Source organism: Bacteriovorax stolpii (genome assembly GCF_002872415.1).
Classification (GTDB): Bacteria; Bdellovibrionota; Bacteriovoracia; order Bacteriovoracales; family Bacteriovoracaceae; genus Bacteriovorax; species Bacteriovorax stolpii.
Genome location: NZ_CP025704.1, coordinates 1227149 through 1250866, shown reverse-complemented (window position 1 = coordinate 1250866; position 23718 = coordinate 1227149). Strand labels below are relative to the sequence as shown.

Sequence of the window (23718 nt, the reverse complement as noted above, 5' to 3'; positions counted from 1 at the left end):
GCTCCTATAAAATCGGATTATTTTTTCATACAAACGGCATAAGCAGTACTGGTTGCACACTCCATGCTCACAGTCCAGGAAGTCGTAGACGAAGGATAATTTTGAGTCGCAAAACGATGCTCTTCAGGACAACCACAAGAAGCATTAAAGATATAACCACCACCGACGACAGTATGCCCAGAAGGGCAATAGGCCGTAGAGGTTCCACGGCATGATGAAATAGGGCCATTCACAATCGTAACATCACCAGCTCCCCCGCCAGAATTTTTCCAGACGGAACCATCACAGTACGCAGGCTGCCCATTAGAGCTATTGTATCCTTGGGCACCAATGACAGCACAACCACTTCCCACAGTAACGGCACCGGGACGAATAGTGCCGGCCACTTCTAATTTAGCATTCGTTGGACTTATGGTCCCCACTCCCACATTTCCACTGTTGTAGTAAATGTTGTTAATATTGGCACCAGTTCCTCGAAGCCAGATATCACTTGTCCCGGTTGATGTTGCTCGACAAGAGGTCACGGCCCCTGGAGTTCCTGTATAGGTAATATTGATTTTTTTAATTACTTCTGCTGCGCCAGCAGTCCCCTTTAAGATGGCCTTGTTGTTAAAACGAATATCAAGTACTCCATCTGGTGCAGCTCCCGAAAATGCGTATGAATTAATTTTAACATTGCCGTTACCATACCCATTTGCCGGAGCATTGGAGTCGGTTTTTATATAGTACTTGCTGTTGATATTTGTAGGAGTCGCTGTGGAAATTAATGTCGCAAGACAAACAGCAGGATCTGACAGAAGCCCATTAATCTCATTAGTGATCATGCTCACTTCATTGTCAAAAGAGTTCTTAGCAACACTTTTAGTTTGGGTCTTGGTCAGTTGCAAACCGACATAGGCCAATCCGGCCAGAGCGGCAGCCGCAATCATAATCTCAACGAGAGAAAATCCTTTATTCTGTTTCATCCATGCGCCTATTGGTAATTATGCAATCTTTTAATTATTTCTTGAATCGCCAATTAGGTCAACCCTCGTACATGTTCAATTTCTCTAAAGGAGTTAGGCCGGTTGGATTCGTTGCCAGTCAAAAACACCTGGGACGGCAGCCCTTTCTTTCGGGTCACTTTTAAGTGTCCAATTTCATGGTAAAGCCCTAAATACCTGCAACATGAGCATGCATTAAATAAAATCTTAGTTACAATTTATAAGTACAAACCCACTGATATGGAGTTCTCTTGAAAAAAACCACCCTACACTCATTTTCGATTGTGCTCTTCTCCTTTTTATTCTCCCTTCATCTATCTGCTGCAGATAATGGTGATCTCATCGAAAAAGATGAGAAATACCAAAAAGCTAATAAGGAATTTGAACTTATTCTCAAGGCGGCCCAAGATGTAGGAGCAGCTGAATGTAAAACAGACAAAGGAGAACTTCCAAGGTCTGCCTACCTTTGGTTTAACGAAGGAAAAAGACTCTTAGGAAATGAAGAGAGAAATTATAATCTTTTTAATTCTGAAATCGCCCGCATCCAGAAAAAGATGCAGGCAACCGGAGGCAGTGAGCTTCAGGCAGAGTCCCTTTTAATTCTTTCTCAAATCCACACTCTCGAAATTAATTTTCTAAACGGTAGAAATGGACGAATTCAGGCAAGAAAAGATTTTATGACTGAATTTAAAAACGCCAAAATATCTGCTCAAAGTGAAGAAAAAAAGTGGCTTAAAACTTTTGATACAACTGTAATGGAAGAAGGACTTCAAAGTGCATTATCAGTAGCTCAAAAGGCCTGTGATGATAAAATTAAAGGATGCGAAGAGGCCAAAACTCAAATCCAGCTGAGCATTGCCATGGCCGCAACTTATAAGGGGCTTTACCTAAGAAAAAACATTCCAAGTAAAACGGCCAATGAGGATCTTAAAAATAAGGAACTACTCCTGTTGACTTCCGTTTCCATGATTCCTGCACCTTCAGATTCAAATTACGACTGGAAATCTCCTGCAATGAAAGTCGTAACACCTATGATGGAAGAAAGACAGCGCCTTGGTGTTCACTGCCCGGAAAGTGCTGATAGTAAATCCCAAAAGAAAGCCGTTCAGATTGCTAAAATTTACGAAGATAAAACAAAGTCTGATGAAGTCAAGGCCGAGGAGATGAAAAAAGTTGATGTCTCTCTGGCCAATGCGCTTATCGGAGGTGGTCTTAGTGTCGCTGATTTAAAACGCATCCCTGAAGAATGGACTCGTCAAAATCTCCTGATTGCCCAAGGTCATGATAGGGAGCCATTTTTTGCCGAGATTGAAACGAAGGTTAATGCCCTCATTGCCGCTGACCAGGAAAAACTCGCCTTGATTCAAGAGAAAAAAGGAAAAGTCCTAAAAATGATTATGGCATTAGGTGACCTGACAAAATATAAAATTGATATCGAAGCAGAGTGTGGAGCCAATCCTAATCCTGGGATTTCCATTTGCCCATCAAACGGAAATCCACTTTGTGACCCAGACAGCCCTCAAAGTGTAAAATCGAGAGAGTATGGATCATGCAGCTACCTGGCGACACAATACAATGATCAACTTACACAACTAAGCAAGGCCAGTGAAGAATTAAAAAATAATCCTAACGTCGTCGCAGTTGAGGCCCATTATCTTGGTACAGTCGGGCCAATCTGGAGAGCGAAAATAAAGAATGCTGACGGGACATACAGTTATAAAAATATTATCGAAAATGCCAGCCAGTACGGAACAGATGGTTTTGGTAACTATGCGGGCTTTGGTGGAGTACAAAACGATCCACAGTACGCTAAACCTAAAAATCAAGAAGCAACACCTAGCACTTCTTCTGCCCCCTCTGGTAATAGTTCTTCATCATCACCTGCAACGAAAACAAACAAAACAACGGATTCAAAAACAAAAGCGAAGAAACGCAAAACAGTTGAAGTCGCCGGAGTTACAGAAGAGCTTTCTGTAGAAGATGATAAGACCTATAACAAGTACTATGACCAAATTTCAAAAGAAGAAGCAAAAAACCGCGCTAAAATTCCTACTTACTGCGGTAGTTCTCCTTGTAAAAATGCGGTTAATGGACTTGCTCCGAAAAATAAAGAATGCGAAATTGCAGATGCCGATGCTCCAAAACTAAAGGAGTACAACCTTTGCGTGATGGCGGTCAACGAACACAATTTTAAGTTAGATGCCGCCATTAATTTAAGTTCATACATTAGAACGCATCCAGATTTTGTCGAAGTGGCCCGATCTCCGGAAACGAATCTATGGATGGCGAAAATGAAAAACACGATTAAAGGCGTTTATTATCTTCCTCTGAATTACACTGAAAATTAAGATTAGAGGCTCCGCTTAATCGCGGAGCCCTATATACTGAACGACGGAACTTAATCCGGAATGATACTTCCCTTCAATGACTTCACGTTCAAGCTGCTCTAGTTTAATGACTTTTAAATCCGGCAGCTCTTCTTTAAGGATGTCAGTCGATAAAAGCAGATCCAGGCTTTTTGGTCCACCTGTTTCATACTTTAACTGATCATGTGAATAAGCTTCCATGATAAAGAGTCCACCCTTTTTAAGGCCTTTGGTAATTTTTTGATGAACTTTACGTCTTAGTTCAGAAGGCAAATGTCCAAAAATTGAAACAATGGCATCCCACTTATTCTCACCAAAATCATAATCTGTCAGACCAGCAGCATAAGCTTCAATAAGAAGGTTTTGTACTTTTGCCTTTTCTTTTATTTGATTGATTCCTATGTCTGATTGGTCTACCGCCGTTACATGAAAGCCTTGTTTACTTAAATAAAGGGCATTGCGCCCCTGACCTTCAGCAATACACAAAATGTTGGCCCCAGCTCTTAAAAGCTTTATTTGCTCTTTTAAAAAAGCATTCACGTCTTCACCATAGACATCTTTTTCTAAAAAGCGCTCATTCCAAAAATCTTTATTCATAAAAACCTCTTGCCTCATCCTAACATAGTAAATGAAGCTCATTCTTGCTTTCTTGAGTTCTTAATTGATACCCATTTGTTATCAATCTAAAAGGTCTCATTATAAAAAGAGCATTCTTTTGGAAGCTTTTTAACTTTTTCCAGGTAAGCAGACTTTAAAGCTTCCCAATTATAATCCTTGCTCCCTTCACTGGCCTCTTTGGTAAACCACCAATTAAGCTCCTCACCACATCCATCTCCGGCGGGAATGGGTTTCTGAGAAATACAAAGCGGGCTATCAAGAGGACATTTTAAACGGACATGAATGTGATCATCATGACCCCACCAGGCCCTTAGTTTGTGGTGCTCATCTGCTGTAAGCTTTTGATCCTGACATAGTTGCTTTTTAAAAGCAGGATTGATAAATATGCGCTCCACAGATTGGTCTTGAGCAAAATACTTAATCATCTTTATCTGATCGGCCCCCAGCTCTTTCATGGGCTTCATATCTTCAGTTTCAAGCTCACGGAAGGATATTATTGTATCGGCCGAAAGAACCTTAAACCAAACATCAACATCCAGTCCCGTTTGATGTGAATTGTGGCCAGTCAAAGTAGGACCGCCACGGGATTGAGAGAGATCCCCAATCATGAGAATTTTCTTTTCTTTGGCAAACTCCTCAGAAGCCTTTGTCAAAAGACTAATAAGATCGGGGTGCCCCCAATATCTTCCTCTCTTTACTTGAGAGATAAGAAGTCCTTTTTCTTTTCCAGAAAATGTTTGAGCGCCTTTTAAGCAACCTAGTGCGTATTCCCCAATCGCCTCACTCTTATCTTCTGTCGGAAGCCTGGTGGAAAGGCGTGAGGTAAAATCTGGTAAGTGAGAACAACTTGCGAGCAAACACAAACCCAGTCCAAGAATCATAGATTTTTGCATAGACTATCCTAATAAATGGTGTGAGTTTATTTTGGCACAAGTCTAGAGAGGCATCAATGCTTGAATTCTTTGTAGTAGCTCTTTGCGCTGAGCTGCTGTCGGGACATACTTTTCTGAAATGTAGGGAGAAACCTCTTTTCTATCGAAATAAAACTTTCCGGATTGAGGTAACTTTTCACTCAATAAGCACCAAATAATGGTGTCGGCCCCTTCATATGCATTTCTTAGCCTATTCTTCATAAAACGATAAAAGCCAGGAAGTGCTTCTTTGAGGCCATCGGTTCCTACCCATCCGGGGTGCATGCTCACAATAAAAAAATCACCCCATTCAGGACTCTTTGCCAGCTCCTCAACCAACGTGACCTGTGCCCTCTTGACGTTGGCATATGTGTCGACCTTGTTGTAGTTCAGGTTATGGAACAAGGACTCTATATTGAGCTCTTTTAGGTACATCCCTCCGGAACTCACCCAAACCACTCTCGCTCCTGCCTTGAGCTTATGGAATTTTTTTAACCAATATAAAAGATAATAATGCCCTAGAAGTTGAGAAGCACACTGAAGCTCAACTCCGTTTTCATTAGTTGTCATCTTCTCTGGCATTCCTCCCGCATTAAAGACGATGCCTTCTAAAATTTCTGATTTTCTGGCGAATTCATAAACCTCTTGCCAGTCAGACATATCCAAAGAAATAAACTTAAGATTTTCACTTTTTCTTTCTAGCTCGGCCCCTTTTTGTTGGTTGCGGCCAGTGACAAAAACATGATGGCCTAATTCGGCCAAAGTCATGCCGGTTTGCTCACCTATACCGCCGGTTCCACCAGTCACCAAAATTTTTTTGGGATTTTTAACCGGATAAAATGATTCGTCGAATTTTTTTTGATGGCGATTGAATCCTGTTTTATCAAAGGAAAAGAAAATTGTTTTATCGAGGAACGAATTCCAATAGTCTTCTTTGAAGTACATTTTTACACTCAAAGGGAAAAAAGCTGCCCAGAAAATAAACTGAAACAAGAGATAGGCATTTTCTTTTTCCGGGGCAATAACAATGGCTCCTAATTTTGCGGCAGACCAATAAGACATAGCACCCCCAATTCCTCCGATAACCGAGACTAACCATGTAGGCAGGTCTTGAAATTTTTTAAAGATCACTTCATAGTAAAGCGGGAAAATGATCCACAGAGGTAAACTTTCATAATGGTATGAACCTAAAACCGGAATGTTCAAAGAAAGCAGAAGGACATCATTAATCAGACCTGAAATCACAAAAAGCATTAAAAGAAATAAAAAACGCCCGGCACTTACTTTCGGGCGAAACAGAATGTAATCACCGGCAAAAAGTGCAAGAGCTATTAAGATAAAGACAGCTAACGGAACTGATTTTGAATATAAAACCACCGCAAACCAGAAGAGCTGCAATAGAATGATTTTACCAACAATCATGTTGAGCCGACTTTCCTACGGAAAGCTCCATACATTTTTCCGATTAATGGAATTTTTAACAAGAGCTCCTCCCCCACATCCCAATAATCCCTGTGATAAACCACCTTTTGATTATTAAATTTAAAATGTGAGCTTCCATGAATGACTTGTTTTTTACCTTTAAAAGAAAATATAAAGTTCCAGGTCACAAAGGCCTGGTTATCTCTTTCAATAATGTCCGCAAATTCAAAGCGCGGGTTTTGCATGTTCTCAAACATATCATTAAAGATTAGAGCGATTTTATCGCTGCCTTTGACTTCATTAAAAGGGTCTTTAAAAAAGGCCTGGGAATCATAGTAATCATCTATCTTTCCCAGAGTGGTTTCATCTAAGTTGCCATACCATTTAAGAAGTCCTTCTAATGCGCTCATCTTCCTTCCTTCTTGGTCATGATCAATGTGACTTCCCCTACATTAAACCCCCACTTCGTCATATAGGATCTGGCCAGGAGTGTATTTTTATCCAACAAGAACATCCAGTCCTTAAAAAGAATATGGAATGTTTTATCTCCCACCGGAACATCAAGAGTGTAGTTGAAATAGAAAGTATTGCCTGCCACTTCTCCGTTAGCAACTCCAATAACATCTCCGGCCACACCTTCATATTTCCCGGGAGCAGTCTCAGTCAAACGCCAGACTCGGGTGCTTTTACTTTGATCAGAGTATTCAAACTTTTCATCTAATGTGCAAACATTGCCTTCCCATGAAGCAACGATATCAACATTAAATCTCTTAATCACTTTACCTGAACGGTCTTGAACTATACCTTGGGCATAAAGCTTACCGTCAAAAAAAGAGCGAAGGTTCAACTCTGGCCTTTCGTCTTTATAATCCTGTAATGAATGATTAGAGCAGGAAAAAGTTAACAAGAGCATTACCCCCAATAAGAGTTTCATATATTTTTCCCCAGTAATTTATTTCTAAGATCAGGTGCACTGGTTTTTTCACCAAGCCATATTTCAAGAAATCTTTTTGAAAAGTTTAGATCGGCCAATTTTCCCAATTCTTTATCCTTATTGAGGAAAAAAACAATACCTTCTTTAGGATTAAAACTTGCTTTGATCGTGTCACCTTCTTGAACATCGGGAAAAATTTCCAGAAGTTTCGGTGCCCATTGTTTTAGTTGGTCGTCTGAAATACCAGCATTTTTCAACTCCTTCACGCTTTGAGTGACGATATCTTTGCCTTTAAAAGACCTGCTATATTTGAGTTCTAAAGCAAGGGGTTTCTCAAATAGATCATCCCCTGGATGTGCCCACAGTCTCGCTTCATAAATATGAAGAAAAAGCCACTTATAGTCTCCTCTCCCACGCAATGGGAGATCGTCCTGGGCATTGACAGAAAATAATAAGATTCCAAAAAAATAAAAAAACAGGGCAATCTTTTTCACAACCCTCTCCTCAATTATTTAGTCAGATAAAATTGATAAACTCCAATTTTGCCGGCCTCAAAACCGCCACGGCAGTAATTGAGATAAAATTTCCAGGTGCGGATAAATTTCTCGTCAAAACCATTTTTCTTAACATCTTCAAGAGAAGACAAAAACTTTTCTTCCCACTGTTTTAAAGTTTCTGCATAATCCAGACCAAACTCGATACTGCCGGTAATCTTAAAACCTTTTTGTTCAGATACTTTCCTAAAGATCTCTGGAGACGGAAGCATTCCGCCTGGAAAAATATACTGTTGGATAAAATCAGTGCCTTTACGGTATGAAGAATAATCCTGATCATTGATCGTGATTGTCTGGATGATCAGCTTCCCACCATCTTTCAAGGCAGACTGAAGCCTGCTGAAGTAGCCACTCCAATACTCTTCACCAATAGCTTCAAACATCTCAATAGAGACGATATGATCATACTTCCCCTGGATATCACGGTAATCCATGAGCTTCACAGTTGCGTAGTCTGCATATTTTTGTAAGCGGTCTTTGGCAAAATCATGCTGCTCTTTTGAAATGGTGATCCCTGTAACCCTAACACCTTTTTGGGCGGCATACTTCATGAAGCCTCCCCAACCACAGCCAACTTCCAGGATATGATCTCCGGCCTTTAAGTTTAGTTGATCAAGGATATTTTGATACTTATTATTTTGGGCCTCTAAAAGACTTATATTTTTTTGTTTGAAAAGAGCACTTGAATAAGTCATGCTCGAATCCAGCCACAATTTATAAAAATCATTACCCAAGTCATAGTGAGCATGAATATTCTTCTGGCTTCCTTTTTTCGAATTGCGGTTAAACAGGTGCTTTAATCGGTAAAATAAAATTTTAATAACTGAACCTTTGATCACTCTTTCCAGTGAAGCCTTATTTTCAATCCCAAACTTGATTAGGGTGTGAATATTATCACACTCCCAAAGACCAGCGATGTACGTTTCGCCTAGACCGATATCACCTTTTAAAAAAAGCTCCTCACAAAACTTCCAGTTTAAAATGTGGATCGTAACATGTTCACCTTTATGTTTTCCCAGGTAGTTTAAATATTCACCAGCTGGAGTTAAGATTGTCACCGATCCATATTCAATCTTCGACATCATTTCTAAAAAGAGCACAACCCAACTTGAAGCGGGAGTTTCCTTTCTTAAAATTGCACTTTCCATATTACTCATAGGTCACCTCATCTTTACCTTTAACTGGCTTAGTATAAAATTTTATTTTTTTCAGATAAAGAAACAATGCTTGGACATGAATAAGCACCACAACGGCCATGGTGTAAAAAGGATACCGAACAAACAATTTTAAAAGGTTTTGATCATTAAGAGTGACTTCCTCACCTGAAATGGAAGTCATAAGCTGGAGCTTATCATCAAAAAAGTAATTGATCTGGACTCTATCCCTAGATCTCAAATCAAATTCATATCGTCCTTTCACGTCATAGAAAGGTGAAACATGAAAATATTTACTTAAATAATTGATCTCTTCGGCCGGATTATTTTTTAATACATAGTTATGGGACTCACCAAATGTGTTGTTTACTTCGCAAATGACTGCAAGCAACTTTTCTTGCTCATAGCAAAACCAAAAGCTGACAGGATTAAACACGTACCCCATGACGCGGGGAAAAGTTTGAAGAACAATCTTTCCTTGAAAGTTCTTAATACCCGACTTGTCTAAAATCTCTTTGGCCCATTGGGAAAGTGATGAGCCGTCGCGATGACCATGGTCCTTTTCGTAAAAAGAAAAAAGATTAAACCTATTTACCCCAAAAAGTCTGGATTTAAGAGACTCCATCTCATCCAAAGAAAACTTCAGATAAAAACCTGTATAGAGAAACTCATTTACCCTCGGTAAAAATCTTTTATGATAAATTTTTGCCCGGTATAATGCTTTCATAGAATTTCTAATTGTTCGCTTTTTTTATTCTCATATCTCAAAAAAGCATTGATCGCTTCTTTGGTGCTTAGAATACCGTCTTCATGAAATCCATAGCGCATCCAAGCACCTGAAAAATACAAATTGTTTCTTCCTTGCAGTTTTTTCATTTGCTCCTGCCCCTCAACAGCGTCGGCAGAAAATAACGGGTGTTCATATTGGATAACTTCAACTGTCTTCTCTTTTTTTATAGGGACAGATGGATTCAAAGTCACAATGACAGCTTTCTTAGTGACCAGCTCCTGTAGTTTGTTTATCAGATAACTAACTGACACTGCTTCCGAAGAATCTTCTTGTTTAGCAGATAAATAATTCCATGCAGACCACACGGATTTCTTTTTAGGAAGAATGTTCTCGTCCATATGTAAAACGGCTGTATTAGGCTGATAGAGAAATTTCTGCAAGCATGCCACTAAATCTTTTTCTGAGTCTTTCAAGATCTCCAATGTCTGCGGAGGATGGGTGCAAAAGAAACAGTAGTCAAATGCCTCTTCTCGTTTGGCAGTTTTAACGATTAACTTGCTGCCTTCTTTGTGAACGGATAAGACTGCCTCATTTAAAAACTTTCTTTCAATACCAGAGAGGGCCTTTTGCACATAGGTCTGGCATCCATTGACGACTGTCTTCCACTGAGGTCGATCAAAGATCTGTAGCAGTCCATGATTCTGACAGAAAGTTAAAAATGTGTAGGCCGGAAAATCCAACATTTTAGTCGTTGGTGATGACCAGATACATCCTCCCATTGGAAGCAGATACCAGTCTTGAAAATCCTGTGAATAACCCTTTTCAACCAATAGCTCTCCAAGGCTCAAGCGTCCTCTTTGTTTTGATTCCTCTAAATAGGCCTGCGCATTTTTATTAAAGCGCAGAACTTCTTTAAGAAAAGAATAAAAGCGCGGGCGAAAAATATTTTTAGTCTGGGCAAAAACAGTCATCAAGTTAGAGCCGGCCCAGATAAGATTGTCACTTAAGCGCATGACACTAAAACTCATTTCACTCGGATGTGTCTCGATTTCTAATTCATCAAAAAAATTTATTAGGTTAGGATAGGTGCGATTATTGTGGACTAAAAAACCTGTATCAATGTGATGAAGGGTCCCATCAATGTTAACATCTCTTGTATTAGTGTGGCCGCCAAAGTAAGACCCCGCCTCAAAAAGCGAGACTTCATACCCTAACTTATTGAGGTAGTATGCCGCCGAAACACCTGAAATTCCCGAACCTATAATTGCAACTTTTTTCATATAATGAGGATATGCCATCACCATGTTCTAAGCAATTAGAACAGGGGTAGACAATTGTTCGACCGACCGAAAAGGCACTTAACAAGTCCATGCCAAATGGTTAATTTAGTCTCGTTGAAACTATTTCTTTATGGAGGCTTTATGAAATCTTTAATTGCTATTTTAATGTTATTTTCGTTTTCTACGTGGGCGCACGACGCTCTACCGACAGCTTCATATGTTGACGTAAAAGAGTACGTTGGGAAATGGTACGCTGTGACTGCACTACCACAAGTATTCACAAAAAATTGTGTGGCCCAAACTGCTGATTACGCCATTAAAGATGAGAAAACTATTTCTGTTCTCAACACTTGTATTAAGAAGAACGGGGCAACAAAAACAATTAAGGGACAGGCCGTTGTAATTAACCCTACTACAAATTCAGAACTCATTGTTACGTTTGATAATTTCTGGACTAAACTCTTCAAAGTTAAAGGTGATTACAATATCATTAAAATTGATGAATCATACTCAACAGTTCTTGTAGGATCTAAGGATCGTAAGTCACTTTGGATTCTTTCTCGCACTCCTTATGTCGATGAAGCAGTAAAGAAAGAATACTTAGATTATGCTAAAAAACTGAAGTTCGACACGTCGAAAGTCGTCGACTCTCACTTCTAAATAAGTAGGGGCCCGGCAGTCTTTCGCCGGGCCTTGTTATATCAGCAAGTTATCCTTTCCACGCCCCTCTCGTATACCAATGTAATTCTTACCTTTCCTAGGGATATTCAATATTCACAATGCATTCGAAGTGATATTGACTGAGGCTATGCAAATCAACGTACGTTTTTTAGACAATCTCAAAGTAGAAGCAAAGTTCGACGACTATAGCCTGGTTGCTGACCAGCCTATTCGTTATAAAGGCGACGGGACAGCACCAAGTCCATTCGATTACTTCTTAGCTTCAAGTGCAATGTGTGCCGCTTACTTCGTGAAGGTGTATTGTGCCGCTCGTAGTATTCCAACAGATGACATCCGCATCACTCAAAACAATATTGTTGATCCGGAAAACAGATATAAGCAAACATGGACGATTGATGTTGAACTTCCAGAGTCCATTTCAGAGCACGACCGCGAAGGGATTTTAAAATCCATCGATCGTTGTACGGTAAAAAAAGTTATCCAACAAACTCCAGAGTTCATTATCAAAACCCATAACGTTCTTGGGAGAGATGATGCTGGTCTGATGTACAATCACAATACAGCTTCAGATGCTAAAACGATGATCCTTGGAAAAGACTGCTCGCTTGAAGAGACTATCCAGAGCATGTCGTCGATTATCGCTGCTCTTGGTATAAAAATTGAAATTGCTTCGTGGAGAAATCCCGTTCCCCATGTTTGGTCAGTTCATGTGCGCGACGCTGATTCTCCAATGTGTTTCACAAACGGTAAGGGTGCTTCAAAAGATGCGGCCCTGGCCTCTGCTCTTGGAGAATACCTTGAGCGTATTAGCAATAATTACCTTTACAACGACTACTACCTTGGTGAGGAAATCGCTCAAGGTGATTTCGTTCACTACCCTTCTGAAAAATGGTTTAAGCCAGGAGCAAAAGATGCTCTTCCAAAAGGCCTGATGGATGATTACCTTTTAAGCATCTATAACCCGGAAGGCGAACTTAAGGCTTCTCACTTAATCGATACAAACTCTGGCAATACTAAACGTGGAATTTGCGCAATTCCATATGAAAGACAATCAGACAAAGAAATTGTTTATATTCCTGCCAACCTGATTGGAAACCTTTTCGTCAGTAACGGAATGAGCGCCGGAAATACAAAGTACGAAGCTCGCGTTCAGTGCCTTTCAGAAATTTTTGAAAGAGCTGTTAAAAACCAAATCATTCTGGAAGAAATCACACTTCCTGATGTACCGGCCGATGTTCTTGCGAAATACCCAAAAATCGTTGAAGGCATCAAGAAGCTTGAAGCAGAAGGTTTCCCAATTGTTGTAAAAGACGCCTCACTTGGCGGGAAATTCCCGGTCATGTGTGTGACGTTAATGAATCCAAAGAATGGCGGAGTTTTCGCTTCGTTTGGGGCTCACCCGAAATTTGAAGTCGCGCTCGAGAGAAGCTTAACTGAACTTCTTCAAGGAAGAAGCTTTGAAGGCTTCAACGTTCTTGCCGCTCCTACTTTTAACCAAAGTGCAGTGACTGAACACAACAACATCATTGATCATTTCATTGATTCAACTGGTGTTATTTCATGGAAGTTCTTCAGCGAAAAATTTGATTATGAGTTTGCTCACTGGGATTTCTCTGGTTCAACAGAAGAAGAATACAATTACCTGATGGATATTTTAAACCAACTGGAAAAAGAAGTTTACATCGCTGACTTTGAAGAGCTTGGTGTAAAAGCTTGTCGTATCTTAGTTCCTGACTACTCTGAAATTTATCTTCCGGAAGACTTGATTTGGGATAACCACAATAAGGCCTTGAACTTTAGATCAGACATCCTCAACCTCCACTCTCTGGATGATAAGGCCCTGAGCAAACTTGTAAAAAAACTTGAAGAAAGTGAACTTGATAACTACACAAAAATTTCTGAATTGATCGGAATTGCCTTTGATGAAAACACAACCTGGGGACAGCTGGATATCGGCGAATTGAAATGCCTTTCACTTCTGGCGCTTAAGCGTTTTGAAGAGGCCAAAGAGTATGTTGAAATGTTTATGAGTTTCAACGACAACTCTGCAGCAAGAAGAAGTTTCTATCAGGCGCTCAACGCTCTCTTAGACATTGAACTAGATGAAGAATTTGAAATCACCGACTATGTTCCGAATATGACGAGAATGTTTGGAGCGGAAGTGATGAAAAATGCCATTGGAACTGTCACAGGAGAAGTAAGATTCTTTGGACTACCAAAAACAAATTCTGAACTGGAAGGGCTAGATAAACATTTAAGGCTTATAGAGAGTTACAAAAAACTTCAAAAGGCCAAAAGACAATACGCTTCTAAATAAGAGAACACTACTCCGAACAATCTGGGACATTGTCACACATATTGTGTAATTTTGTTCCGGATACTTCATAAATACGGCCTAATGTTGTACGTTTATCATTCATGAAAAACTCTAAATTTCAGCAATATATTGCTAATGAATTTGAGAGACGCAAAAAAATAAATCCGCGTTACTCGTTGCGTGCTTTTGCTCAACACCTCAATATTCAAGCCTCACTACTCTCTCGTATTTTGAGAGGAAAAATTCCTTTAACTGAAAAGGCGCTCAATCGTTTTTGTGAGCCGTTAAATATTGGCCAGGCTGAATATAAGGCCTTCAGCCGAGAAATCCACGACGAAAAAGTGTCACGTGGATTAAAAGACCCGAATGAAGTTGTTCGTGAAATTAACCTGGATGAATTCAAGTTTATTCAGGACTGGTATCATTTCGTTATCCTTGAATTAGTCACCCTCCCTGGTTTTCAGGCCAATCCTGAGTGGATCGCCAAGAGAATCAATATCAGTAAAGCTGAGGCCCAAATGGCGCTTAAGCGTTTGATGGATATCGGAGAATTAGAAAAGAATGCAAATGGGGTACTCATCCCTACTCATAAGACCAGTATTCTTATGGAGCAAGGGCTAACCAATGCGGCTTTTAAACAACGCCAAAAGCAGGTGTTAAAAAAAGCCATTGAGGCCATGGATTTTATTCCGATTGAACAACGTGACCAAAGTGCGATGACTATTCCTGTTGATCAAAACCTGATGCCAGAAATTAAAGAGCGAATCAAAAAATTCCGTCGTTCACTGGCAACTTATATCGAAAAAAACAACCAAGATGCAGACAGTGTTTACGAACTCTCAATTTCATTCTTTCCATGGACTCAAAAATGAAATTTATTACTCTTCTATTCTGTTTAACTCTTTTGTCTTCTCCAGCTCACGCATGGAGAGAAAGCCACGGTGGTGATTCAATTGTGGCCGATTTTATCGGCAGAACAAATGACATCATTAAAACAAAAGCCTCTATTCAAGATAAAGAGATTAAGACCAATCTGGAAAACATGGCCAATCTTCGCAACAGCATCCTTGTTGTAACGATGGACCGTGTCTATGATGAACATGGCAAAGAGGTGCCGGCCCTTAGCACATGCTATTGGCAAGAGCATGATGGACGCATGGTTTGTAACATTGCAATCAATCGCTATAACTACTTATCACTAGAAAAAGACAGCGCCCAAATAAACATTTGGAACAAAGAAGAAGTCATTGTAGACGAGTTCTCAAAAATTCTTAACATATCGGACAACTCAAAACGTAAACTTCTCAAGGAATTAAAAAAGTTTAACAGAGACGAAGAGAAAACAATTTCTAAAGAGACTTTTGAAGATTCCATTCAGGAAGAAACGGTAAAAGACTTCATCAAAACAACTCATACTCTTCTTGAAGATTTAAAGACTATTGAGAATCCTTTAATTAAAAAAATCTACAATAAGATACTGCCTGCTGTTTCCAAAACAGAATACATGGCCCACAAAAGTGTGCATCTTAATGGTATCGAAAAAGATGCAGTCAACACATGCCTAGCTGTAGATAAAACTGAATTTGCCTGCACTATTATCATCAATACTCTGAGATGGGCCCAGTATAATGTGAGTCTAACAAACCAGGCAGAAAGAAAAAAAGAGCAACTGGTTCTTCATGAATTCCTTGCAGTCATTCAAGAGAATGACAGAGACTATTCTCTTTCTGAAAAAATCATGAAAATGCTGGAAAAAATCAGGGCGAAAAGATAATTAAAATGAATACAAAGCACTGATTCTATACACAAAAACAAAGATATAATTAAAAAACCTGTCTTATTATCCAAAAGCAGGCTATGGTTTGCTTGTTAAATATCGTTCGTTATTATTAGACCCCGCCTTGTTCTTCTAAAATCCAACTTTAATTAATTCAAAACGCCGTACTATTGCGGCCATTAAATTGGAGTCTTTATGACAAAAAAATTATTCGTGGGTAACCTCAATTTTTCAACTACATCAGATAACCTGATTAACGCATTTTCTGATTTTGGCAATGTCCAGGAAGTGAAAGTTATCATCGACAATATGACTAACAGAAGCAGAGGTTTCGCTTTCATTAATATGGAAACTGAATCTGAAGCTCAAAGAGCGATCTCTCACCTCAATGGAAGTGAACTTGATGGAAGAAGTATTGTTGTGTCTGTTGCAAAAGAATTAGCACCTAGAACAGCATCATTTTCTAAAAAGTGGTAGTGACCAAAGCGACGAGCGTTAAGGCGACGCTCACTCGCGACAATTTTCTTTTGCCATCCAATATGGATTCAAGAAAACATTCTCAGGAGCTCGACAGGCTCCTGGGATTCAATACGCTTAAAATTGAAAGTAAGCTCAAAAAACATTTTCAGCATTATGCTCTAGAGAACTCTGATGCGTCGAAACGCCCTTATAAAATCAATCGTGAAAGCTGGATTGGCCTAGACCCCCATCACCTACTGACTCCTTATGGTGAAGTCGCTTCTCTTTTTGAGAAGATCGAACACAAAAAGATTAAAACAGTGACTGATCTTGGCTGCGCATACGGAAGAGTCGGAATTGTGTCTGCGTTCTATTTTCCAGACGTCTCATTTATCGGGTACGAACTTGTCTCCAAAAGAATCAAAGAGGCCCAAAGAGTTTATGAAACATTAAAACTTAAAAATTACAGATTAATCGAAGATGACATCCTCTTGGAAGATTTTAATCTCCCTGAATCATGTATCTATTTTATTTATGATTTTGGCAGAGTGAGTGACTTAAAAAAAATTCTTAACAAGCTTATTGAAAGAATGCAGACAAACGAGCTGATCATCATTGCCCGCGGAGATGAAATCCAGAGTTTGATGACTAAATTTTATAAAGAATTTAAAAAAGAAAATACTGTAAGGGAAAAATCATTTTTAATCTATACCCATCAGCTTAATGAATAAAAAAGAGGCGATTGCTCGCCCCTTATTATGAATCTTTTCTAACAACAGAACATTTTAAATAAATCGATCCGTATCCATCAACTTTGCATGAAATATCGTGCCCATCAATTGGATCATCCAATAAGCGGATGCTTTTTACTTTCGTTCCAGACTTTAGCGTATCGCCGCCCACTTTCAGGTCTTTGACAGTTCTAACAGTGTCGCCATTTTGTAACTGGACACCATTGGCATCTAAAAATTTAGGGCCCGCAACAACTTCTTCAGTTTTTTCTTCGGCCGCTAGAGTCCACTCGTGTGCACATTCTGGGCAGATCCACAGGTTCCCATCTGGGTATCCGTATGGCGAGTTGCATTTAGGGCAAGTTTGAGCGTCATCTGACATGGTCGGTCCTTTTATGAATTGAATATCTTTATAAGGAGATTTTGCATCATGACAGACCAAATTGTCCATTCCTCTGTCTAAAAGCTATTAATTATCATGTAATTTATTTAAATAGGCCCCCCTTTGCACTATCATAAAGCCTAGAGGGTTATCATGAGTTCTATTTTGTCTTTTGCTTTACTCTTTATTCTATCAAGCACTCCTGCTTCAATGGCATCGCCATCGGCCCCCCTCACAATTATTACAGAAGAATGGCCGCCCTATAACTTCACTGAAAATAACACCCTCACAGGATTTTCAACCGAACTTGTTCAATTGATAATGAAGGACTTAAATATCACAGACAAGATCACAGTCCTCCCCGGGCCTCGAGCTATAAAAGTTCTTGAAAAATCCAAGCGCGTTCTCTTTTTCTCCATGGTCATGACGCCGGAAAGAAAACCTCTCTACAAATGGATTGGTCCTTTTGGTGAACAGGCCATCTATTTTTATAAAAAGAAAGGAAGCACTTTAAAAATCAATTCGCTTGAAGACGCCAAAAAAGTTAAGTCGGTCTGTGCCCGTGAATCTGGGTTGGTCTCTACTTTACTGAAGGCCAATGGATTTACCAATATTGATGCTGGCGTGAGCCCTGAGAGCATTTATTTAAGAGTCATTCTGGGGCGCTGTGAGCTTGGAATTGGGGAAACACCGCTAGGAGTGAGTTTCTGGCTGAAGAAAATGAATCAGCCTTTGGATTCACTAACGCGAACAAATTTGAAGTTAATCAGCTCTTCACTTTATATTGTCACCTCTAAAGATGTCCCCGATGAGGAAATTGTCCGATGGCAGAAGGCGCTCAATAAAGTGATGGCCTCGAAGAAATATTCATCTTTAAAGCAGAAATACATCGGTTCACCCAAAGTTCCTTGATTTTATTAAAGATAGACAACACTTCCGAAACTATCTTTTTTTAAATCCAAAAGGACAATGACGGCACCCACCTTTGCAACATTTTCTTAAATGTTGAAGGTAGTATGAAGTCGATATGAGCTGACCGTTTTTAGGGTCGATATAGCTATCTTCTTTGGCGAGAGAAGCTTCTTTGTTCAATTGAGCGCATAGCTCTTTATATGTTTTTGGGTCTAATTTAATTTTCATTACTTGGTATCTAATACTCTAGGACGGAATGAGGAACAATAGAAAAAAGCATTTCGATGGCTTCTTACTCCGCAAAGAAAGTAGAATACTTATCTTTTAAATTCTGAAACTTTCTCCAATCAACAATATAGGCTAACATTAATGAGCCTATAAAAATTGAAAACATTATCACAGCAGATGAAAAATCATGCTCTAGGTATAACCACAATGCTAAACTTAAATACGGAATTCCTATCATAAATAAATAATGGCTCCAGAATTTTCTTTTAATCTTTTCTAACCCTATAATTGATTTAATTTTCAGGACTTCTTTAGAAAAATAGTGGGCCGTTCTTGAAAAGGCCAAATAAGCAACACCATTAAACACCATAACTATCCCCAAATTCATATTTTTATAAAATAAGTCTAGGTTGAATTTGTGAAAAATAACAAAAAAGACAAGCGCACTCGTAAAAAAGAAAACGACAGTGACAAAGAGAAAGCCAAGTCTTTCGAACTCCAGCAATTCGCTCTTATCGTGTGGAATGTTATAAAAGGCTCTTAATGATTTACTCATTTAAATTATTTTATCTTTATATAAATGAAACTCAAGAATTTCATTCTCTAGGTACACATTTTAGACACTTGCTCATGACCTGAACGCTCGGAAGATACAATATTATGAGGCAAGATTGAGAAGATGGTAGTGTCCATCAATTTAACATCACTCCAGAACGTCTTAAGGCCTCATCTAAAAATGAGAGTACTTTTTGTCCTGGATACAGTTCCAGACCAGTCAACTCCCCGTAATTCCTGCCTACTCTTTATAAACTTGCTTTTAATCTCAACAAAGCGTAGAGTGAATACATCTGATCTAGTCTTGTCATTCGTTTGAAATTATTAAAACAGATTTTCTTAAAGAATTTGTTTTATAATTAGAACTCACCTCTGATCATAAACTCAAAATCAAAATTAACATTTTTTATCACTCATTGTAGTGATGAAAGCTTATTTGGAGTATTTATGTCACAAAAAATTTATGTCGGTAACCTAGGTTACTCAATTGATGATTCTGCACTTTCTGAAAAATTTGCAGAGTTTGGAACTGTTCAATCATCAAAAGTTATTATCGATCGCGATACAAATCGTTCAAAGGGTTTTGCCTTTGTTGAAATGTCATCAGCAATCGAAGCAGACCGTGCGATCAATGCACTAAACGGAACTGAGTTTGGTGGACGCGCAATGAACGTTTCAGAGGCCAAGCCAATGGCACCAAAAAGCCGTTATTAATTAGCTCAAGTTAACTTTAAAGTTGCAGCTGGTGAGGCTGCCACTATTTCTTCACTCTAAATATCCACCAGGAGATCGTTATGGCCAAAGGACAGGACAAAGGTAAGGAAAAATCCAAAGACAAGGATAAAGTAAAACTTACAACAAAAGAAAAACAGGATAGAAAAAAAGAGAAAGCAAAAAAATCTTACGACTAAAACGTTTTATAAAAAAGCTCCGGATACAGGGGCTTTTTTTTTGATCAAAATCTCCCCCTTTGATTAAGGCTTATAGTGAGGAGCTTTTACTCCCACTTACTGAAAAAGGAAAAGTCTTAATTGGCAAATTACAACCGACAGATGAAAATTCAAGAGACATTCAAAAAACGCATAACACGATACTTGCAAATTTTATATATTGCTGATTCAAATTTAGTCCATTGTTGGATATCATCTCTAACTCCGTCTTGATCTTTATCTATTCCCAATAAAGTGCTATTGTTATCTTCTCCTGGTACCCGATGAATTTTGGATCAGTATTAATGTTGCAAAATAATGCAACTTTTTAATTTAAATCTCTAAGCTCAATACCAAGCCTGTTAAGCATCATTTGAGCTTCATCAACACTAACACCTTTTAGGCAAATAATCCCTGCGCCGATATCTTTATCCTCTCCACCAATGAATAGACCATATCTTACAGGGTCTGAAGGTTGACCTGACCCCAAAAAACTGGACTATTCAAAACCTCACACTCTGTTAAACTTTAACATGTAGAGGGATAAAAAATGAAAAAATCAAAGTTCAGTGAAGAGAAAATCGTCGCCATTCTCAAAGAAGCGCAGTCAGGTACTTCAACGGTTCTGGAAGTTTGTAGAAAACATGGAATTACGAACGCCACTTTTTATGCTTGGAAAAGAAAATACAACGGCGTTGAAGTGGCCGAGCTTAAAAAGATGAAAGAGCTTGAAGCTGAGAACGCCAAACTTAAACGTCTTGTGGCCAATCTCTCTCTTGATAATCTGATTTTGAAGGATATCAATTCAAAAAAGTGGTAGGCCCTAAATTAAAGCGGACAATGGTAAATTACATAAGAGACAGCTATAGGATGAGCTGCTCTAGGGCCTGCAGAATCCTTAATTTACAAAAAGCAACTTTCTATTACAGAAAAGTTGAAGACGCTGGAGAAATCAAGCTTAGAAACCGTTTAAAAGAGCTTGCAGACAAGCATCCAGGCTTTGGCCTAAGAACTTTACATGAGATAGCTAAAAGAGAAGATCTTGTCGTAAACCACAAGAGAACAGAGAGAATTTATAAAGAAGAAAAACTCTCGCTTCGCTTAAAAAAGAAAAACAAAAGATCGAGACATCTTCGAGCAGCTCAAGTTCCACCAGATGCTCCTCTTAAAACGTGGTCGATGGATTTTGTTCATGACAGATGTTTTAGCGGTAGAAAAATTAAGTGCCTTACTGTCATTGATCAGTTTTCAAAAAATTGCTCAATGATAAACGTAGGAACAACTATGACTGGGGCCGAAGTCGCAAGAGCGCTCGATAGTTTGAAAATAAAAATTGGATTGCCTGAAGTCATTTTTGTAGATAATGGGCCGGAGTTTTCTGGAAAAGATTTGGGATTATGGGCGATGAAAAACAACGTTAAATTGCATTTTATCGAACCAGGAAAACCAACTCAAAATGCGTTTATTGAATCGTTCAACGGAAAATTTAGAGCGCAATGTTTGAATCAGCATTGGTTCTCAACACTTGAAGAGGCAAAGGTTTTAATTGAAGAATGGAGAAAAGAATACAACAACTTCAGACCTCACAGCTCTTTGAACGGTCTGACTCCAGAAGAATTTACTAGGCAATTTGAAATGAAAAAGATAAACGGTTTTGATCAGGATGTGAGATTAAAAGTAGTCTAGCATTTGGGGTCAGGTCAATTGAATTGCTAGTCTTCTTCTTCACAACACTTCATCTGATTTAATTTTATCCAATGAGAAAATCATTTCCAAGACGAATTTTGTAAAATAAAATTTATTATGTTGAGAAAAAATCTAGTATTTATTTTAGCACTACTAAGTGTAATGATGTTGGGATATTCATATTTCATTGAAACTAATTGGCTAGATATAACTCGTCATCGAATAAATCTAAAAACTAATTCAAATAAAAAACTTAAAATCATTCAAATTTCTGACTTACACACTAACGGAATTGGCACAATTGAAGAAAAAGTAATTAGAGCAATTCAAAGTGAAAAACCCGACTTCATATTTTTAACTGGCGATATCGCAACACCAGGTGGAACAAATTCAGGCTACGAAAAAGTTTTAAAAGAACTAAAGGCCAAACAAGCAATTTATTACATTCCTGGAAACTGGGAAGACTGGGAGCCAATTTCAGACCTATCTAATATTTTAAAAAGAAACAATATTATCGACCTAACAAACAAAACTTTAAGGCTAGATAAGAATTTATGGTTAACAGGCTTTGCTGATGCTCCAACTGGTAATCCAGATTTGAGAATTTTAAAAAACATCCCCAATGATTCAAAAATAATTTCCATTTTTCATTCACCAATATTTTTTGATGAAGTCTCAAATTCAACAGATTTAGCATTTGCTGGTCACACCCATGGGGGCCAGATTCGCCTACCTCTCATTGGGTCCATTGCTCTTCCTCCGGGCTCTGGAAAATATGACCAAGGATGGTTTCAAAAAAATCGAGCAAAAATGTATGTGAACCGAGGTATTGGAACTTCAATTGTTCCATTTCGATTTCTTTGTAGGCCAGAAATTAGTATTTTTGAAATTAGCTATTAACCTAGATTATTGGGAATATTCTTATCTTTTTTAGACACTGGAGTTTCATCCCCCTTAACTACTCTAATTTCATAGAAAGGATAATTTCCTGTTTTGATTTCAGAAATAAATTCACTTCTTGATAGGATTAATGATTTCTCAAAATCAAAATATAATAGATTTTTTCCTTTCTTTGATTCTTTAACTACGAATACTTTATTTTTTATATTGATTTTACTCGATGAAACCTCATTAATTCGAGAATCATTTTCTGGATCAATAATCAGATCACCGTTTTTAAGTGCTTTTAAAATTAATTTAAATAGTTTTAGCTTTCCAGAAGTTTTTAAACCTATTTTTCGCCCTATTCGATTATTCCATAAATCCATATTCTTAGAATTAGGACTGTTGGAGCTTGAGTTACCTCCAAAAGGAACTAATTCATTCATGTCACCTAAAAGCTCAGTGATTTTTTCACCATATTCTTGCGTAAATATACCTGAAGTATATGCATGTCTTATGGCATCTATATCGTTGTCGTAAAATTCCCCACTCGACAAATCAAATGCCCCATCATTTTTTCTAGGGAGCTTTCTAATAAACCTATCTGCAAATTCGTATGCTTCATTTTCACAAGTTGCTTTTAGACCCAATATGTATAACTTTATCATCTAGCTTGCTTTTTTATCTTCAACAAAAACTTTTCTAAGTACATCATTCATTAAGGTCGTATAAGAAACATGATGCTTTTTTGCTAATTTTCTGATGATCTCTAATAAGTCAGCATCAAAATTAGCTGTAATTTTTTCTCTTTCGAATTTCTTTAAACAAGGTAAAGTAGACAAATCCACTTTTACATTTCCATACAATTCTTTTGGTGCCTTATCTACCTTACTCAACGCTTTTTTTAGGCTAGGTTTTTTTCTTGTTTTCATGCAATTTCTCCCACGCGTCCATCAGTATGTCATAGTTTTTATGCACATACTTAATTATACCTTTAACCGTTTGTTTATTAAATTTAGTCTTCCCAATTACTGCTAAATCTATCAATGAAATCTTTACTTCTGCTTTATCGCCTTTTGCAATAACATGAACATGTGCAGGACCATGCTCCTTTGGTGGAGCGTAAACCTTTATTTTCCATTTTTCGTTCTCAATAATAGTTCCAACTTTCATTAGAATATTGTACCATACTTTTGTATGGCTTTAAATATGTATTTATCACCATAT

The 23718-nt window shown here is 38.3% G+C and carries 29 protein-coding genes; 12 read left to right on the top strand and 17 right to left on the bottom strand.

All coding sequences use genetic code 11. The annotated features are described in order from the left end of the window. Positions 1-17 precede the first annotated feature (17 nt). Entirely contained in the window at positions 18-965 is a 948-nt protein-coding gene (locus C0V70_RS06270; RefSeq protein WP_102243015.1) for a prepilin-type N-terminal cleavage/methylation domain-containing protein, read from the bottom strand. Between the two features lie 269 nt (positions 966-1234). On the opposite strand from C0V70_RS06270, the gene C0V70_RS06265 reads away from it, so the two are divergent. Then, the gene (locus C0V70_RS06265; protein WP_102243014.1) at positions 1235-3331 is read left to right on the top strand and encodes a hypothetical protein; all 2097 of its coding nucleotides are present in this window, start codon (positions 1235-1237) and stop codon (positions 3329-3331) included. Between the two features lie 15 nt (positions 3332-3346). Here the strand turns inward: C0V70_RS06265 and C0V70_RS06260 are convergent, their stop codons facing one another. From C0V70_RS06260 to C0V70_RS06220, 9 genes are all read right to left on the bottom strand, one after another. Then, entirely contained in the window at positions 3347-3946 is a 600-nt protein-coding gene (locus tag C0V70_RS06260) for a class I SAM-dependent methyltransferase (protein WP_158649590.1), read from the bottom strand. A gap of 86 nt (positions 3947-4032) precedes the next feature. Further along, a complete protein-coding gene (locus C0V70_RS06255; RefSeq protein WP_102243012.1) occupies positions 4033-4860 on the bottom strand; it encodes a penicillin-insensitive murein endopeptidase in 828 nt (275 codons plus the stop codon). A 42-nt stretch (positions 4861-4902) separates the two neighbouring features. Beyond that, positions 4903-6300, bottom strand: coding sequence for an SDR family NAD(P)-dependent oxidoreductase (locus C0V70_RS06250; protein ID WP_102243011.1), 1398 nt, complete (start codon positions 6298-6300; stop codon positions 4903-4905). After that, entirely contained in the window at positions 6297-6710 is a 414-nt protein-coding gene (locus C0V70_RS06245; RefSeq protein ID WP_102243010.1) for a nuclear transport factor 2 family protein, read from the bottom strand. Before C0V70_RS06245 ends, C0V70_RS06250 begins: the two co-directional genes overlap by 4 nt. Then, positions 6707-7234: a DUF3833 domain-containing protein gene (locus tag C0V70_RS06240; protein ID WP_102243009.1), complete on the bottom strand. Its 528-nt coding sequence runs from the start codon at positions 7232-7234 to the stop codon at positions 6707-6709. Before C0V70_RS06240 ends, C0V70_RS06245 begins: the two co-directional genes overlap by 4 nt. Next, positions 7231-7728: a chalcone isomerase family protein gene (locus C0V70_RS06235; RefSeq protein ID WP_158649589.1), complete on the bottom strand. Its 498-nt coding sequence runs from the start codon at positions 7726-7728 to the stop codon at positions 7231-7233. Before C0V70_RS06235 ends, C0V70_RS06240 begins: the two co-directional genes overlap by 4 nt. A 14-nt stretch (positions 7729-7742) precedes the next feature. Then, complete coding sequence (locus C0V70_RS06230; protein ID WP_102243007.1) at positions 7743-8945, bottom strand: SAM-dependent methyltransferase; 1203 nt, start codon at positions 8943-8945, stop codon at positions 7743-7745. Beyond that, positions 8938-9669, bottom strand: coding sequence for a DUF1365 domain-containing protein (locus C0V70_RS06225; protein WP_102243006.1), 732 nt, complete (start codon positions 9667-9669; stop codon positions 8938-8940). The genes C0V70_RS06230 and C0V70_RS06225 overlap by 8 nt, the downstream gene beginning before the upstream one ends. Then, positions 9666-10952, bottom strand: a complete 1287-nt coding sequence (locus tag C0V70_RS06220; protein ID WP_158649588.1) for an NAD(P)/FAD-dependent oxidoreductase — start codon at positions 10950-10952, stop codon at positions 9666-9668. The genes C0V70_RS06225 and C0V70_RS06220 overlap by 4 nt, the downstream gene beginning before the upstream one ends. Before the next feature lie 141 nt (positions 10953-11093). On the opposite strand from C0V70_RS06220, the gene C0V70_RS06215 reads away from it, so the two are divergent. The 6 genes from C0V70_RS06215 to C0V70_RS06190 all read left to right on the top strand — a co-directional run bounded on the left by C0V70_RS06215 (position 11094) and on the right by C0V70_RS06190 (position 16917). After that, the gene (locus C0V70_RS06215; RefSeq protein ID WP_158649587.1) at positions 11094-11612 is read left to right on the top strand and encodes a lipocalin family protein; all 519 of its coding nucleotides are present in this window, start codon (positions 11094-11096) and stop codon (positions 11610-11612) included. Between the two features lie 148 nt (positions 11613-11760). Beyond that, positions 11761-13950: an OsmC domain/YcaO domain-containing protein gene (locus C0V70_RS06210; protein ID WP_102243003.1), complete on the top strand. Its 2190-nt coding sequence runs from the start codon at positions 11761-11763 to the stop codon at positions 13948-13950. 101 nt (positions 13951-14051) lie between these two features. After that, positions 14052-14822 (top strand): DUF4423 domain-containing protein, encoded by a 771-nt coding sequence (locus C0V70_RS06205; protein WP_102243002.1) that lies wholly within the window; start codon positions 14052-14054, stop codon positions 14820-14822. Next, a complete protein-coding gene (locus C0V70_RS06200) occupies positions 14819-15724 on the top strand; it encodes a hypothetical protein (protein WP_102243001.1) in 906 nt (301 codons plus the stop codon). The genes C0V70_RS06205 and C0V70_RS06200 overlap by 4 nt, the downstream gene beginning before the upstream one ends. 198 nt (positions 15725-15922) lie before the next feature. After that, positions 15923-16204: an RNA recognition motif domain-containing protein gene (locus C0V70_RS06195; RefSeq protein WP_102243000.1), complete on the top strand. Its 282-nt coding sequence runs from the start codon at positions 15923-15925 to the stop codon at positions 16202-16204. Then, a complete protein-coding gene (locus C0V70_RS06190; RefSeq protein WP_133566751.1) occupies positions 16204-16917 on the top strand; it encodes a methyltransferase domain-containing protein in 714 nt (237 codons plus the stop codon). The genes C0V70_RS06195 and C0V70_RS06190 overlap by 1 nt, the downstream gene beginning before the upstream one ends. Positions 16918-16942: 25 nt before the next feature. Here the strand turns inward: C0V70_RS06190 and C0V70_RS06185 are convergent, their stop codons facing one another. Further along, entirely contained in the window at positions 16943-17299 is a 357-nt protein-coding gene (locus tag C0V70_RS06185) for a zinc ribbon domain-containing protein YjdM (protein WP_102242998.1), read from the bottom strand. A gap of 153 nt (positions 17300-17452) precedes the next feature. On the opposite strand from C0V70_RS06185, the gene C0V70_RS06180 reads away from it, so the two are divergent. Further along, positions 17453-18211 (top strand): substrate-binding periplasmic protein, encoded by a 759-nt coding sequence (locus C0V70_RS06180; RefSeq protein WP_102242997.1) that lies wholly within the window; start codon positions 17453-17455, stop codon positions 18209-18211. 30 nt (positions 18212-18241) lie between these two features. Here C0V70_RS06180 and C0V70_RS06175 read toward each other — a convergent pair whose 3' ends face one another. Both C0V70_RS06175 and C0V70_RS06170 read right to left on the bottom strand, forming a co-directional pair. Further along, positions 18242-18439 carry a DUF5522 domain-containing protein gene (locus tag C0V70_RS06175; protein ID WP_102242996.1) on the bottom strand — a complete coding sequence of 66 codons (198 nt, stop codon included), beginning with the start codon at positions 18437-18439 and terminating at the stop codon, positions 18242-18244. Between the two features lie 64 nt (positions 18440-18503). Beyond that, positions 18504-18995: a hypothetical protein gene (locus C0V70_RS06170; RefSeq protein WP_102242995.1), complete on the bottom strand. Its 492-nt coding sequence runs from the start codon at positions 18993-18995 to the stop codon at positions 18504-18506. Positions 18996-19441: 446 nt separating this feature from the next. On the opposite strand from C0V70_RS06170, the gene C0V70_RS06165 reads away from it, so the two are divergent. After that, positions 19442-19708, top strand: coding sequence for an RNA-binding regulator (locus C0V70_RS06165; protein ID WP_102242994.1), 267 nt, complete (start codon positions 19442-19444; stop codon positions 19706-19708). A 543-nt stretch (positions 19709-20251) separates the two neighbouring features. Here the strand turns inward: C0V70_RS06165 and C0V70_RS18975 are convergent. Continuing rightward, on the bottom strand, positions 20252-20413 hold the full coding sequence (locus C0V70_RS18975) for a hypothetical protein (RefSeq protein WP_158649586.1): 162 nt from the start codon (positions 20411-20413) through the stop codon (positions 20252-20254). Between the two features lie 60 nt (positions 20414-20473). Between C0V70_RS18975 and C0V70_RS06160 the strand changes: the two genes are divergently transcribed. The 3 genes from C0V70_RS06160 (at position 20474) to C0V70_RS06150 (ending at position 22509) form a co-directional block, all read left to right on the top strand. Continuing rightward, positions 20474-20743, top strand: coding sequence for a transposase (locus C0V70_RS06160; RefSeq protein ID WP_102242993.1), 270 nt, complete (start codon positions 20474-20476; stop codon positions 20741-20743). Next, positions 20737-21609, top strand: coding sequence for an IS3 family transposase (locus tag C0V70_RS06155; protein ID WP_279536156.1), 873 nt, complete (start codon positions 20737-20739; stop codon positions 21607-21609). The genes C0V70_RS06160 and C0V70_RS06155 overlap by 7 nt, the downstream gene beginning before the upstream one ends. Before the next feature lie 117 nt (positions 21610-21726). Beyond that, positions 21727-22509 (top strand): metallophosphoesterase, encoded by a 783-nt coding sequence (locus C0V70_RS06150; RefSeq protein WP_102242991.1) that lies wholly within the window; start codon positions 21727-21729, stop codon positions 22507-22509. On the opposite strand, the gene C0V70_RS06145 is transcribed toward C0V70_RS06150, so the two are convergent. Genes C0V70_RS06145 through C0V70_RS06135 form a run of 3 tightly spaced genes read right to left on the bottom strand, consistent with a single transcriptional unit; the run spans position 22506 to position 23664 of the window. Next, positions 22506-23159: a DUF6973 domain-containing protein gene (locus tag C0V70_RS06145; RefSeq protein WP_102242990.1), complete on the bottom strand. Its 654-nt coding sequence runs from the start codon at positions 23157-23159 to the stop codon at positions 22506-22508. The two genes, C0V70_RS06150 and C0V70_RS06145, sit on opposite strands and share 4 nt — an antisense overlap. Continuing rightward, positions 23160-23423 carry a hypothetical protein gene (locus tag C0V70_RS06140; protein WP_102242989.1) on the bottom strand — a complete coding sequence of 88 codons (264 nt, stop codon included), beginning with the start codon at positions 23421-23423 and terminating at the stop codon, positions 23160-23162. After that, complete coding sequence (locus C0V70_RS06135; protein ID WP_102242988.1) at positions 23401-23664, bottom strand: DUF4160 domain-containing protein; 264 nt, start codon at positions 23662-23664, stop codon at positions 23401-23403. The genes C0V70_RS06140 and C0V70_RS06135 overlap by 23 nt, the downstream gene beginning before the upstream one ends. Positions 23665-23718: the final 54 nt, after the last annotated feature.